At 56.9% G+C, this 13,504-nt stretch carries 12 protein-coding genes; 10 read left to right on the top strand and 2 right to left on the bottom strand.

The window, feature by feature from the left end; translation table 11 throughout:
• Positions 1-270: 270 nt before the first annotated feature.
• From DBV39_RS02390 to DBV39_RS02340, 10 genes are all read left to right on the top strand, one after another.
• Positions 271-1,284, top strand: a complete 1,014-nt coding sequence (locus DBV39_RS02390) for a sulfate ABC transporter substrate-binding protein (RefSeq protein WP_108620196.1) — start codon at positions 271-273, stop codon at positions 1,282-1,284.
• Positions 1,285-1,287: 3 nt separating this feature from the next.
• Complete coding sequence (cysT, locus tag DBV39_RS02385; protein ID WP_108620195.1) at positions 1,288-2,109, top strand: sulfate ABC transporter permease subunit CysT; 822 nt, start codon at positions 1,288-1,290, stop codon at positions 2,107-2,109.
• Positions 2,110-2,111: 2 nt separating this feature from the next.
• Positions 2,112-3,053, top strand: coding sequence for a sulfate ABC transporter permease subunit CysW (cysW, locus tag DBV39_RS02380; protein ID WP_108620194.1), 942 nt, complete (start codon positions 2,112-2,114; stop codon positions 3,051-3,053).
• Between the two features lie 131 nt (positions 3,054-3,184).
• Entirely contained in the window at positions 3,185-4,276 is a 1,092-nt protein-coding gene (locus DBV39_RS02375) for a sulfate/molybdate ABC transporter ATP-binding protein (RefSeq protein ID WP_108620193.1), read from the top strand.
• 243 nt (positions 4,277-4,519) lie between these two features.
• The gene (locus DBV39_RS02370) at positions 4,520-4,927 is read left to right on the top strand and encodes an ArsR/SmtB family transcription factor (protein WP_108620192.1); all 408 of its coding nucleotides are present in this window, start codon (positions 4,520-4,522) and stop codon (positions 4,925-4,927) included.
• Between the two features lie 13 nt (positions 4,928-4,940).
• Positions 4,941-5,396 carry an ArsI/CadI family heavy metal resistance metalloenzyme gene (locus tag DBV39_RS02365; RefSeq protein WP_108620191.1) on the top strand — a complete coding sequence of 152 codons (456 nt, stop codon included), beginning with the start codon at positions 4,941-4,943 and terminating at the stop codon, positions 5,394-5,396.
• Between the two features lie 157 nt (positions 5,397-5,553).
• Positions 5,554-6,276 carry an arsenical resistance protein ArsH gene (gene arsH, locus DBV39_RS02360; RefSeq protein ID WP_108620190.1) on the top strand — a complete coding sequence of 241 codons (723 nt, stop codon included), beginning with the start codon at positions 5,554-5,556 and terminating at the stop codon, positions 6,274-6,276.
• A gap of 716 nt (positions 6,277-6,992) precedes the next feature.
• Positions 6,993-8,771, top strand: a complete 1,779-nt coding sequence (locus tag DBV39_RS02350; protein WP_159078750.1) for a hypothetical protein — start codon at positions 6,993-6,995, stop codon at positions 8,769-8,771.
• Positions 8,772-9,302: 531 nt separating this feature from the next.
• Positions 9,303-10,010 carry a hypothetical protein gene (locus DBV39_RS02345; protein ID WP_159078749.1) on the top strand — a complete coding sequence of 236 codons (708 nt, stop codon included), beginning with the start codon at positions 9,303-9,305 and terminating at the stop codon, positions 10,008-10,010.
• A 150-nt stretch (positions 10,011-10,160) separates the two neighbouring features.
• The gene (locus DBV39_RS02340; protein WP_108620186.1) at positions 10,161-10,595 is read left to right on the top strand and encodes a lasso peptide biosynthesis B2 protein; all 435 of its coding nucleotides are present in this window, start codon (positions 10,161-10,163) and stop codon (positions 10,593-10,595) included.
• 1 nt (position 10,596) lies between these two features.
• On the opposite strand, the gene DBV39_RS02335 is transcribed toward DBV39_RS02340, so the two are convergent.
• Both DBV39_RS02335 and DBV39_RS02330 read right to left on the bottom strand, forming a co-directional pair.
• Complete coding sequence (locus DBV39_RS02335; RefSeq protein ID WP_108620185.1) at positions 10,597-10,863, bottom strand: PqqD family protein; 267 nt, start codon at positions 10,861-10,863, stop codon at positions 10,597-10,599.
• Complete coding sequence (locus DBV39_RS02330; protein ID WP_108620184.1) at positions 10,860-12,722, bottom strand: ABC transporter ATP-binding protein; 1,863 nt, start codon at positions 12,720-12,722, stop codon at positions 10,860-10,862. The genes DBV39_RS02335 and DBV39_RS02330 overlap by 4 nt, the downstream gene beginning before the upstream one ends.
• Positions 12,723-13,504: the final 782 nt, after the last annotated feature.

Here is a 13,504-nt window from a genome sequence, read left to right as displayed (position 1 = left end):
GCGACTTCTGACCGAAGCTTCTGAGCCACCGAAGGGATGGATGTGCCACAACTGGTCGAGACGGCTCGCCCGACATTGTCTGTCCCGGAAATTACTCCCAACTCTGCGTCGTGTTTCACTCTTTTCCCATGCATGCTGCGAGCACCATTCCTGACGTGCCAGCACCGTCTGCTCAAGGCCGGCATATGCTAATCAGAACTTATTATTTCCGCTTCTGATCGGGACTCTACATAATGCCTTCCATCTGATTCTTCGACTTTGAGGCATGACATGAGAGCCCTGTTCAAATCCCTGGTGATCGCCGCAACACTGGCTGCCACCACTTCCGCTATCTCGCCCCCGGCCCAGGCGCAACAAAGCCTGCTGAACGTCTCATACGACGTCGCACGCGAGTTCTACAAGGACCTGAACGCGGCATTTGTCGATCATTACAAGAAAACGACCGGCCAGGACATCAGGATCGACCAGTCTCACGCCGGATCCTCGGCGCAGGCACGTGCCGTGGCTGACGGACTCGAGGCCGATGTGGTCACCATGAACACCACCACGGACGTGGACTTCCTGGCCAGCCGTGGCGTGGTTGCACAAGACTGGCGAACCCGGTTTCCGGACAACGCAGCACCCACCACGTCAACCATGCTGTTCCTGGTCCGGGATGGCAATCCCAAAGGGATCAAGGATTGGGACGATCTGATCAAGCCTGGCATCCAGGTGGTGGTTGTCAACCCCAAAACCGGCGGCAACGGCCGGATGGCCTACCTCGCAGCCTGGGGCAACGTACTCAGCAAAGGCGGGACACCCGGGCAGGCACAGGAATTTGTTGCCAACCTGTACAAGAACGTGCCCGTGCTCGCGCGCGGTGGACGGGACGCGACCGGGATTTTTCTGCAGCGCAACATCGGTGACGTGCTGATCACGTTCGAATCCGAAGTGGTGTCGGTCGAGCGTGAATTCGGCAAGGGCAAAGTGCAGGCAATCCATCCGTCTGCAAGCATCATCGCCGAGAATCCTGTGGCGATTGTAGAGCGTACGGTCCAGAAAAAAGGAACCGAAGAACAGGCTCATGCCTACCTGACGTTTCTCTACTCCCCCGAAGGCCAGCAGATTGCTGCCCGCCATGGCATTCGTCCACGCCTGGAAAGCGTTCTGAAACAGTATCAGGACACGTTCAAGCCATTAGAACTCTTCACCGTCGAACAATACTTCGGATCGCTAGGTGAAGCTCAGAAAGTGCACTTTAACGATGGCGGCTTGTTCGACAAGCTTTACACAGTCGGTCGCTAAGCCATGGCCCACAAGCGTGTTCTACCCGGGTTCAACATCACCCTGGGATACAGCCTGCTCTACCTGGGTCTGGTGGTGTTAATCCCGCTCAGTGCGCTGGTGCTCAAAACGCTGTCGCTATCCTGGCCCCAGTTTGTGGAAGCGGTCACCTCACCCAGGGTGGTCGCATCCTATCAGCTGACCTTTGGCGCATCGCTTCTGGCTGCACTGGTCAACATGGTGCTCGGCCTGCTCGTGGCGTGGGTTCTGGTGCGCTACTCCTTTCCGGGCAAACAGTTCATTGATGCCATCGTCGACCTGCCGTTCGCACTGCCTACAGCCGTGGCTGGCATTGCGCTAGCCACGGTTCTGGCCAACAACGGCTGGGTCGGCCAGTTCCTGCATCCGCTCGGGATCGAACTCGCGTTCAATCAGAAAGGCATCGTGATCGCACTCATCTTCATCGGCCTGCCTTTCGTGGTTCGCACAGTGCAACCCGTCCTGGAGGACAGCGAGCGTGAACTGGAAGAAGCCGCACTGTGCCTGGGTGCCAGTCGCCTGCAGACCTTCATCAAGGTCATTCTGCCCACCATTCTGCCCGCCTTGCTGACCGGTTTTGCGCTGGCTTTCGCGCGTGCAATCGGTGAATACGGATCGGTGATTTTTATTGCGGGGAACGTTCCCATGGTGTCCGAAATCACCTCGCTGGTCATCATCGGAAAGCTCGAGCAGTACGACTATGCCGGTGCGACAGCGGTCGCCTGCGTCATGCTGCTCATCTCGTTTGTGATGCTGTTTTTCATCAACGGACTGCAAGTCTGGCAACGTAAACGTGCAGGAGCCTGATCATGGGAGTTTCTTCGAACGCCATCCCGAAACCCTTGTCCGAGCCACGCTGGGTGCAGTACTCACTCACGGCGCTGGCGCTGCTGGCCCTGCTGTTGTTTCTGGTTTTACCGCTGACTGCCGTCTTCGCTGAAGCGTTACGTAACGGCTGGCATGCCTACTGGCAGGCGGTGACCGAGCCCGATGCCATCTCGGCCATCTGGCTGACCCTCCTGACGGCACTGATCGCCGTACCACTGAATCTGGTCTTTGGCGTTTGCGCGGCCTGGGCCATCGCCAAGTACGAGTTCAAGGGAAAATCGTTTCTGACGACACTGATCGATCTGCCGTTCTCGGTGTCGCCGGTAGTCGCCGGTCTGACCTACGTCCTGGTGTTCGGCGCACAAGGCTGGCTGGGACCATGGCTGGCCGAGCATGATATCAAAATCATCTTTGCGATTCCGGGCATCATCCTGGCCACCATCTTCGTGACCGTGCCGTTCATCGCACGCGAACTGATTCCCCTGATGCAGGCTCAGGGAACCGATGAGGAACAGGCCGCCATTGTGCTCGGCGCCTCGGGCTGGCAGACATTCTGGCGCGTGACGTTACCCAACATCAAGTGGGGACTGATCTACGGCGTGATTCTGTGCAATGCGCGCGCCATGGGTGAATTCGGTGCTGTCTCGGTCGTTTCCGGGCATATCCGTGGACAGACAACGACCATGCCACTGCAAGTCGAGATCCTGTACAACGAGTACCAGGCCGTTGCCGCGTTCTCTGTAGCATCCTTGCTGGCGCTGCTGGCGCTGGTGACCCTTGCGATCAAGACCACTGCGCAGTGGCGTATGGATCGCGAGATGCGAGCGCTCGAGCAAACAGCCGAACCACCCCATCCGGACACTGATCTGCTGACACCTTTGTCGCCCTTGCCGGTCAGATTGCCGAACATGCAGTCGCGATAAGCCTATGACAGAAGCCATCGCAAGATCTCACCTGGGAGCACACCGTTGATCGGTGCGCTCTCCCACTGGCTCACGCACTCTTGCTGGCCAATTCGACAGCTATCCGAACCATCTTTACTTGCCACCCTATCATGAGCATTCAAATCCGCAATCTGAACAAGCACTTCGGGAACTTCCAGGCACTCAGGAACATTGATCTGACTATCGAATCCGGCGAGCTACTTGCCTTGCTCGGTCCCTCCGGATGTGGCAAGACCACGCTGCTTCGCGTCATTGCCGGACTGGAGTCGGCCGATTCAGGGCAGATTGCATTCAGCGGCGAAGACGCCACGCACCTGCACGTCCGGGATCGAAATGTGGGGTTTGTGTTTCAGCACTATGCCTTGTTTCGCCACATGAGCGTATTTGAGAACGTCGCATTCGGACTGCGCGTCAAACCCCGGGCGACCCGTCCTTGCGACAAAGAAATCGAGCACAAGGTGCATGAACTGCTCAAGATGGTTCAACTGGACTGGCTTGCAGACCGATATCCATCGCAACTCTCTGGCGGTCAGCGCCAACGCATCGCACTCGCCCGCGCACTGGCCGTCGAGCCCAAGGTCCTGCTGCTTGATGAACCATTCGGTGCACTTGACGCGAAGGTGCGCAAGGAGCTGCGCAGGTGGTTACGACGCCTGCACGATGACCTGCATGTGACGAGCATATTTGTGACGCACGATCAGGACGAAGCACTTGAAGTATCTGACCGGGTGGTACTGATGAACAGGGGGGTCATCGAACAGAGCGGATCTCCGCAGGACGTGTGGACCCATCCGGCGAGCCCTTTTGTGTACGGATTCCTGGGTGATGTCAATCGCTTCGAAGGCGTCGCCGACCGCGGCATGATGCACTTTGAGGGCATCAAGATCGAGGCGACAGGACTTGAACATGCACGCGACCAACCGGCTCAGGCGTACGTGCGACCCCATGATCTCGAGCTCTCCCGTTTGTCAGATGGGCACCAGGGCATTGCGGCCACACTGGATCGGGTGTTGATGATCGGACCGCTGGCTCGCCTGGAACTGACTCCGATCACCCGACCAGGGACATCGGGTCAGGATGACAGGATGGCGACGTTCATCGAAGCCACGGTCAGTTCAGATCAGTTCTCGTCTCTGCATCTGCGAGAGGGCGACAAGGTCTCGGTACGTCCCCGACACGCACGGGTGTTTCTGAACACGTAATCCCTTCTTTGCCGTTTGAACGACGGCAAAGACGAGGGGCAGTCACGTCTGGCCAGAACTGATCGGGGCATGGCTTGCTCCTCTTAAAAGGAACGTAGGTCGGGTCCGCATTCTGCAGTTTCTGGATGATCCGGATTGTGGAGGGCCTGATCCGCAGTATGCGGCAGGAGTCCTGATTGGGGCTACGCAGGTAATGAGAATTTTTCTCTAGCAACAATTCAATCATTCTTGTATTATTGAATAATGCATGAAGCACAAACCATTTCCGCACTTGGTGCACTGGCCCATGCTCAAAGGTTGCGTACCTTTCGCGCGCTGGTGATAGCCGGACCGATCGGACTCACTCCGAGTACGCTGGCTGACCAACTGCAGATCGCTCGCAATGCCATGTCTTTTCATTTGAAGGAACTGGCCCATGCAGACCTGGTCAGTGTCGAGCAACGAGGACGGCATCTGATCTATCGCGCGAATTTCGGACAAATGGACAAGCTGATCGGTTACCTGACCGAACACTGCTGCCAGGGAAGTGACTGCTCGCCTGCTCCGGCATCATCAACACCCAGAGTGACAGATGTATCAACCACGCTGCATACGCCGTCCTCATTGACTTCACCGGTCTCACCGACTTCCTGTTGCAAACCCGACTCTTGAGAGGCCTATCACCATGAAGCGTTTTCACGTACACCTGCATGTCGATGATCTGAGCCGCAACATCGACTTCTACTCAACACTGTTTGCAACGCAACCGGCCCGCGTCGAGAGTGACTACGCAAAGTGGATGCTGGATGACCCGCCGGTCAATTTTGCGATATCAACTCGCGGCAGCGCACCTGGAATCGATCACCTGGGTGTTCAGACAGACGATACAGAAGAACTCGACACTTTGAGAATGCGTGCCCAATCCGCCGACATGACGCTGCTCGATGAAGGAACCACGACCTGTTGCTATGCACGCAGCCATAAGCACTGGGTCACGGATCCACAAGGCATCGCCTGGGAACACTTCAAGACACTTGGCGATATCCCGGTATTTCATGAGACGGATCCGAGAACGGAGTCGGACCCACCCACCCTGCCGGTTACCCCCTGTTGTGAGCCGGTTGCGCGAACCTGCTGCTGAGGCGTCAGACAGACGAGAGTGGGAGATTTGCAATCAGAATTCAGGGTGACCATCGCCCGGAACCGGATCCAGATGTCATTGTCGACCTGCTGGACCGGATCACCCTCAGAGACTCGGCCCTGAGTCTGAACAATGAATACTATGCTGGAGTTCAAACATGCACGAATTCTTAGTCGACTCGCCCAATATCGACCCCGAGCTGTTTCATAAACCCGATGGGCTTTCACTGTTCTCACCCGAACGAGCGAATCACCCTCCCCGGTTTCTGCTGCTGTATGGGTCTCTGAGAGACCGCTCGTACAGTCGCCTGGTCACAGAGGAAGCGGCGCGCATTCTGCAGGCACTAGGCGGCGAGACCCGGATATTCAATCCATCGGGGCTTCCACTGGTCGACGACGCACCGCAGGATCACCCCAAGGTCAGGGAGCTGCATGAGCTAGTGCAATGGGCTGAGGGCATGGTCTGGTGCTCACCCGAGCGGCATGGCGCCATGACAGGTCTCATGAAAACCCAGGTTGACTGGATTCCGCTGTCGGTCGGTGCGGTACGCCCCACCCAGGGCAAGACACTGGCCGTCATGCAGGTATCCGGTGGGTCACAGTCCTTTAACGCCGTGAACCAGATGCGTGTGCTGGGTCGCTGGATGCGCATGATCACGATCCCCAACCAGTCATCTGTTGCCAAGGCCTATCAGGAGTTCGACGAAGCAGGAAGAATGAAGCCGTCTGCCTACTATGACCGCATCATGGACGTGATGGAAGAACTGATGAAGTTCACCCTGCTGACTCGGGACGTCGCCCCCTATCTGGTCGACCGGTACAGCGAGCGCAAGGAAACGGCCGAAGCCATGAGCAAGCGGGTGAACCAGACGGCCCTCTGAGCACGCCACTGGCGTTCAGTGCCTGGCTGCGAGTTTGCCTGATTACGCATTTTCCTGGCATTATCCGCTGACTCTGTTCATCCAGTTGACGCCTTTCGGCCAGATCGCCCGGAAGGCCTTGCACACTGTCTGTGCGCTTTGCGCGAGCTGATCGGGCGCAAACTGCCGGTCAGGAGTAATCAAACTAGAATCAGGCATAGCGTTGACACAGGACTGACTGGGGAAAGTCGGCAGATTCAGCTCATCTTTCGCTCCGACTTCCGGGCCAACGTTGATCCCCCTCTTCATCTGACTTTGCATCGCATCGTGAAGGTTTACGCCGCATGCCCTGTCCCGGGCCATGGCTTTTGTCCTTCGAACGTCACCGCGCCTGACGCTTTTTACGCATACACTTCAATCAGCATACTGACACGCACACCCATAGAACCCCGGAATCTCGATAAAGCATGGTGAAACCCGAGGCAAACCAATCGGTCAAAGGAATTGCAGAAGGCTCGGCCACGAACGCAACAGCAGGCTCGCCGCAAAACTCACCAAGGGTACCCCCAACGGGTATCACCACAGCCCCCAGCTCTCAGTCAGCAGGAGCGACCACACCAGTGGACCGTGGCCCCAACGCCACGCGGCGAGCTCTGGCTGTGACGTGTGCCCTGGGCGTTTGTGCTGCCATTCTCTACTTTCTTGCCTTGTATCTGCCGCAAATGTCATGTTGGCAAATGCTGGCCGCGATCTCAGTGGTCTCGATTCCGATCTGGATTGCTCAGCGAGAACGCGCCCTCTCTGGACGCCGGATTCTACTTGAGGGTGCCACCGTCGAGCGCAACGTGCTCAGGCGAATGTTCTGGTCGGGGCAGATTACCTCGGCGCTGTTGCTGATATGGGCTCCAATGTGGGGCGGTGTGATGCTGGTCACTGCTTCGCAGCTGCAATCGGCTCACTGGATTGCGCTACTGCTCGCCTTACTGGCTTTTCTGGCGCTCGTTCCACTCCTGTATCGCCTCTTTGGCAAGGGACTCAAGCCGCAACACGCGGGTGCCCTTATGCGCCGCTGGCCGTTGCGGATGACGTTTTTACTGCTCACGATGCTCGCCTTGTTCTGGGTGGACTTTGCGGTGGTTGGAAGCCCGGACGTACGCGCCCTGCCGTGGCGGGAACTGGTGACGGATACGTTCGCGCAGACGCGCGAGCATTTCGATTGTGCACTGGCGGGCTCGGCTGCAGGTGTCGCACAGGCCACTCGCGTACTGGGTTGGCACTTCGCCCAGATGGTGATCCCTGGGCAACCTGCCTTTGATATCCGTGCCGCAGCCTGGATTCTCTTTTTGCTGCCAGGCGGCCTGCTGGCTGTGACGCTCTCAAACCTTGTATGCGGGGTGATGGCAGTCAGTGATTACCGGCGGCGCAGACCGGGTGCTCGATCGAATCCACGCGAGCGCGCATTCTCATGGGGTTTCTTTTCTGTGATTGCACTGGCTGCCTTGCTCACTCTGTATGCCAAATCACGTATCGCATCCATTGATCTGAACGCGTTTCAGGATCCCGTTGTTGCGCTTGGAAGCGCGCTCGACCCATGCCAGCGCGAGCGGTCAGTCATCGAGGCAAAAACAAGCCGCTTGCAGTCAACCACAGACAAGGAGATCGGCCAGGCGCATGCGCACATCGATAGTGAGCAAGCGCGCCAAATTGATGAAGCCGTCGATCGTCTGTTCGCAGAGGCAGATCGGCGTGTTGATGCCTATCTGGACTGGTACTTCTCGCTGACCGGGGAATATACGCGCCTACTAGCCGCGATGACAGGCGGTTTCCCTGAACTGATGCAACGCAAACTGGAAGAAACGGTGTTCGCAGACAGTGACCTGGAATCCGGTATCAGCGCCTTGCGTGAGTCGGTTCTGACCTCGACCATCGCCTCCTTTTCTACAGTGGCCAGCGTTGCCCGCAAATCCCTTGAACAAGCGCTGAGCGAGAACGCCTGTCTGAACGAGGCCATTCAGTTTCAGCCCATGTTCAATGTTCAGGCGGACATCGCCCGGGCGGGTACAGCATTTGCGACTGGCTCAGTGGTGGGCACCGTGACCAGCGCCGCGCTGGCCAAGAAGGTGATTTCAGGCACACTCGCAAAAGTTGCTACCAAACAAAGTTTCAAGCTCGCAGCGGGCGCAGCTGGCAAGGCTGCTGCCAAGAAGGGAGGGTCTTCGCTGCTCTCGGCGGGTACCGCAGCCGCCATCTGCGCACCGTCCGGTCCGATTGCACTGTTATGTGGAGCCGGGGCCGGTGCACTCACCTGGCTTGGTACCGACAAGATATTCATCGAGGTGGAGGAAGCTTTGCATCGTGACGAGATGAAAGCTGACATTCTCGTCACACTGGATCAGACGAGACAGGAGTTAAGCGCACAACTGCGTGAAGAGCAGCTCGCACTGTCGAATTTCCTTGCGAGCACAGTCCGCAGCACCGTGGACGGGGTGTTCATTCCCCGTCGAGACGGGTTGTGAAACCAGATAGCGGGCATCCGCCGACCAGACTGGAACGAAGTAGACTCATCAAACCAGACGATCGCATGAGTCTCATCGCATGAGTCGATCCACCGGTTTCGGAACAGAAGCTGCTGCGTTGCGCCAGGCCGGCCGAGCTACTACCGTTAACTGTCGTCGCTCTTTTGGGGATCGAAAACCATCCACAGCCTGTTATTCGTTAAGGGCAAGGGTCACCTGTGATGAGACTTAAAACGCTCACGCTCTACGCTGCGGTCCTACTCGGGATCATTCTGATATCTGGCGTATTCATTTATCTTTACAGTGCCGTTCAAATCCATTACGCGGTTGATTGCGGCCCAGATTGCCAGAAACACGAGTCTGTCTGGCACAGCCGCTGAAGGCGCCGGTATCCCATGCCAATGATCGCACATCCAGGAATGAGAGCAGTCGGATGTCAGAAAGGGAAAAAGTATGGCCATCGCACTTCCCACCCAGCTGAGATTACAGCCCACAAAAGGAACACATCCTTTATGGGATGACTCGTCGGGCATGGCTGAGGCCACTGCAATTGACCCTGCTTCGCCGGGACTGAGTCAGGGATTGCTGATTCGCCTGCGGCAGTGGGATGAAGTGTTCCAGCGTGCCGCACCGGACCCGACAGAGAAGAACCTGCCACAAGGCAAGTTGGCACCCTTTGTCTGGCATTTTGCGGACATGAAGAATGAGTGGGCCTGGTACGAGCAAGGTGTTTCAATCGCGGCAGATCTGAATCAAGAGATGCAAAGACTCTGGGCGACTCAGAGCACCCTCGGAAAACTGGTTGTGCGACTGTCAAATCTGGAGACCCTGATCAGACGCGCGATGGGTACGCAATCACCCTGGGAATGGAAGCCGGAAGATCACGTTGCCGAGATTGGCCAGCAATGCGGGGTGCCGGAGATCGGCAGAGTCATCGAAAGGCTGAATGAGCTTTCGGTCGCACGTGCAGAAACGCCCGACTGGGATGGGGATACCAACGAAGACATCGCCAAGGCGCAGCTCATGTTCGGTCAGATACTGGGTGCCGTCCCATCGCACTATCTTGATGACATTGCACAAGGATTCTCAAGCGATCAGGCGGATACACGTTTTTACGTGGGATACGGCATGGCCAAACATGGCAAGGCTGCCCTGCCATGGCTGACCCGTGCAATCCAGAACGAGTCCAACCTCGTCACACGCACCACGCTGGACATGCTGATCGGTGCGATCGAGTAAACCCTGACAGCAAGCAACAATCGACGACCGTCAACCATTTACATCCCCTCAATGCGCACCAGGGTGATTTCAGGGTAGTTCCGTCATGCCAGCTGCGCGCAGCCATTGCATCACTTCTGTTTCTGTTGACAAAAGGGGGCAGTTGAGAGAATGATTGTCGCGTTTCAGGCAAACCGGCAGCCGGTTCGACAAGGTGGCTTCATGGGCATGATTCTCCTTTCGATGTCGCATATTTGTGCTCGCTGGGCGGGTATCGACCGTACTGTGCGCTGGCTGAGCTGGCTCGGTCAGCGTACACGCAAACGTCAGCCAGGTCTGATAACCGCCCCGATCCTGGCAGAAAAGGCTCTCTCAGGAATGGCTTACCTACCCATGCGGATTGAGTGTCTGGAACAGAGCCTGGCGGTCTGGTACCAGCTCAACCGGTACGGTCACCCCGCAGAGCTCAAGATCGGCATGCGAATCACCCCGTTATCAGGCCATGCCTGGGTGGTCTGCGAAGATCAGACCTACGTGCAGACACCAGGGCTGGAGGACTTCACTGTGGTGGCGAACTATCCACCATGGGCACAGTCAAGCGTCTGAATCAGCTTTGCACCTGAACCAGATTCGCATCGGACAGTCCATCAATAAGCGCCTGCAAGTCCTCACTCAGCTCCTGGGCATTGACCGAATACTCCTCAGCGAGCTTTTGCACGGTCCGTGCAACACCGAGTTCGAGGCACAGCGTCAGCATGTGCGCTGCGGTTTCATTCAAGCCAAATGACTCTCCCGACTTCACAGAAAACAAGACGTGCTTGCCGCCCACCTCAGTGAGCGTCGTTCCCTCGGCCAGTTTGATCGAATCGTTCATGTGTCCGTCCTGTTGAGTGTCTCAATTGATGAGGTACTTAGTTGGTGTTCCTTGGGACTATCCTGCGAGTGCTGGCGTACCGACTGATGACGCCACAGGCGCCCGTACAGCCCATCGCGTGCAAGAAGCTCGGCATGGCTACCAGATTCCAGTATTCTTCCTGCATCCATGACCAGAATCCGGTCCATTCCCCGCAAGGCGGAGAGCCGATGGGCAATGCTGATCACCGTCATCCCCTCGCGCAAGGTATCGACCTGTGTCAGGACTTCGCGTTCGGTTTCACTGTCTAGTGCCGAGGTGGCCTCATCCAGAATCAGGATATGTGCGCGCCGTAACCACGCCCTGGCCAGGGTAATACGCTGGCGCTGCCCACCCGAAAGCCGGCTACCGCGCTCTCCTGCGTTGGTATCAAGCCCCTGGAGCGGGTCGCCGTTGCCAAGTGCCGCGACAAAGTGCTCGGCATCTGCCTGGCGTAACGCTTCGAGTAATTGTTCTTCGCGGGCATCTCCGGCGCCGCACAAGAGGTTCTCGCGCAGACTGCGATGAAACAACGAGACGTCCTGCGTCACCACCGCCATCTGTTCGCGCACACTCCCCGCGTCAAACTGACTGATGTCCTGTCCGTCGATAAGAATCCGTCCTTTGTCAGGCTCCACCAGTCGTAGCAGCAACGCCATGAGAGTGCTTTTCCCAGCACCGGAACGTCCAACGATTCCGAGCTTTTCTCCGGGGGCAATGCGCAAGGAGAAGTTATCCAGAACCGGTGCTCCATCCGGATACCCAAAACTCACGCTTTCAAACTCGATTTCTCCATGCGTGACCTGAAGCTTGTCAGAGTGAGGGTCCTGAAGGTCGGGATTCGAGGCCGCGATAACACTCATGCCTTGCCTGATCTCGCCAAGGTTCTGATAGATACCAGCCACTTCAAAGGCCACCCAGCCGCCGGTACCGGCGATCTGCCAGACCAGTGGCAACGCCATCGCCACAGCGGCGGCAGCCACCATCCCGTGCAACCAGAGCCATCCTCCTATGATCGCGGTCACCACCAACAAGAACGTGTTGAGCCAGGTGAGACTGGCGATCAAACCCGTCACGGCCCCCATCTGATTTGCTTGTGATTGCTCGTGTGCGCGAAGGCGTGTGCGTATCCGCTCGTCCGAGGTAGCCGCGATTCCAAAAAGCCGCACTGCCAGCACATTGCCATAGATATCTGAAAGTTCTGACAGGAGGTGCGAATACTGCTCGGCGTTGTGGTTCGCCAGTGCGCGCATTTTCGGCACAAAGTACTGCAACAGCAGCACATAGACCACTAGCCAGACAATCAGCGGGAGCATCAGGCGCCAGTCTGCATTAGCCAGCAACACCAGACTGGTCAAGCCGTACATGCCGAGATACCAGACCGCTCGCAAGGCTGACTCGGCCACTTCCCGAATCGCACCCGGTGTCTGCATGACCCAGTGCGCGAGCTGACCAGGAGACTGGCCTTGAAAAAATCCCCAGCGTTGCCGGATCACGTACCAGTGACTAATCCATCGCATTCGGGTGGTGACGCCTGGTATCAGCCTCGCGTTGCGCCAGTACAGATCAAGCCAGATCAGGATCGGCCGGATGACACCAATCACCATGAGCAGTCCCAGCAGTGTTGGCCATTGCGCGTCCCAGGCAACCTGCCGGTCAGACTGTCCCACCAGTCCAACCAGCTTGCCAATAAAAACCGCCACCATGGCATCCGCGCCTGCCACGAGAAACCCAAGCAAAAACAGCCAGGCAAAAACCCGCCTGTGTTCGTTCAGAAGGAATCGGCAGAACCCGTAAATCGTCTCAGGAAGGGGTACGACAGGATCAAGGTCGTCCAGCACCGCGCGATGCCGAGCAGTTCGATCGGGAGGTTCGGGACGCAAAAGAGGAGAACAAACGCAGGAAAGACATGGAGCTCCGAGCGTGGTGAAGGGACTCGAAACTCCGGAAACTGGCGCCCGGATCAGACCGTGACGCCAGGGGGCTGTTTACTTGAAAAAGCCGGAATATTTGCGTCCATCGGTGCTTGGACCGGTGGCGTTCGAACGGATCAGACGAATGTCGCCAAGCTTGACGAAGGTGGGCTTGATGTAACGCTTCATATTTTTCTCCAGAATAGAAGTTCAGGTTCACGTAAAAAATGAAAAAATCAAATCAACGACTGAAATACCACACACAGGAAACGACATGGAAGTCGATTGAAGCAAAAACTCAAAACTAACCAAAACCTTAAAGATTGATTTCAAGATGCCTGAGTATCAGGCAAATTAAATTTACCAGCAAGGCATCGTTAGAGCAACTGTTGTCAGCAGGCAGCAACCAAGTTGACATGCCCCGACAAAGATTGGGCAATGGTTTCTCTATCGGAGGCGATCGACTCCCTCACTGCCCCTCCCTCTTGCTCACTCTCTCTCACTCTCCCGTGCGACCACTCGCAGTCCATCGCACCCTTGGTATTCTTGCGGGGCAGAAGGAACCGGATAGGACGAATTTAACCCCCCTCCAACCAAGCAAGTCAGCACTGGTTTTTTGAGAACGCACCTCGTACACTCCTGGAGAACTTTCTTGTCGCTGGCGCTTCACTCATCAACGCTTCTCACTGGCTACTGACTATTCCTTTTGG

It is taken from the genome of Orrella marina (assembly GCF_003058465.1).
Classification (GTDB): domain Bacteria; phylum Pseudomonadota; class Gammaproteobacteria; order Burkholderiales; family Burkholderiaceae_B; genus Algicoccus; species Algicoccus marinus.
This window is presented reverse-complemented; position numbering and strand designations above follow the sequence as displayed.

Excerpts from the sequence above, each read along its gene's own strand:
- arsH (WP_108620190.1), top strand. The coding sequence starts at position 5,554 with ATGCACGAATTCTTAGTCGACTCGCCCAATATCGACCCCGAGCTGTTT.
- DBV39_RS02335 (WP_108620185.1), bottom strand. The coding sequence starts at position 10,863 with ATGAACGATTCGATCAAACTGGCCGAGGGAACGACGCTCACTGAGGTG.
- DBV39_RS02340 (WP_108620186.1), top strand. The coding sequence starts at position 10,161 with ATGATTGTCGCGTTTCAGGCAAACCGGCAGCCGGTTCGACAAGGTGGC.
- DBV39_RS02350 (WP_159078750.1), top strand. The coding sequence starts at position 6,993 with ATGCTGGCCGCGATCTCAGTGGTCTCGATTCCGATCTGGATTGCTCAG.
- DBV39_RS02370 (WP_108620192.1), top strand. The coding sequence starts at position 4,520 with ATGCATGAAGCACAAACCATTTCCGCACTTGGTGCACTGGCCCATGCT.
- cysW (WP_108620194.1), top strand. The coding sequence starts at position 2,112 with ATGGGAGTTTCTTCGAACGCCATCCCGAAACCCTTGTCCGAGCCACGC.
- DBV39_RS02390 (WP_108620196.1), top strand. The coding sequence starts at position 271 with ATGAGAGCCCTGTTCAAATCCCTGGTGATCGCCGCAACACTGGCTGCC.
- cysT (WP_108620195.1), top strand. The coding sequence starts at position 1,288 with ATGGCCCACAAGCGTGTTCTACCCGGGTTCAACATCACCCTGGGATAC.
- DBV39_RS02345 (WP_159078749.1), top strand. The coding sequence starts at position 9,303 with ATGGCTGAGGCCACTGCAATTGACCCTGCTTCGCCGGGACTGAGTCAG.
- DBV39_RS02375 (WP_108620193.1), top strand. The coding sequence starts at position 3,185 with ATGAGCATTCAAATCCGCAATCTGAACAAGCACTTCGGGAACTTCCAG.
- DBV39_RS02365 (WP_108620191.1), top strand. The coding sequence starts at position 4,941 with ATGAAGCGTTTTCACGTACACCTGCATGTCGATGATCTGAGCCGCAAC.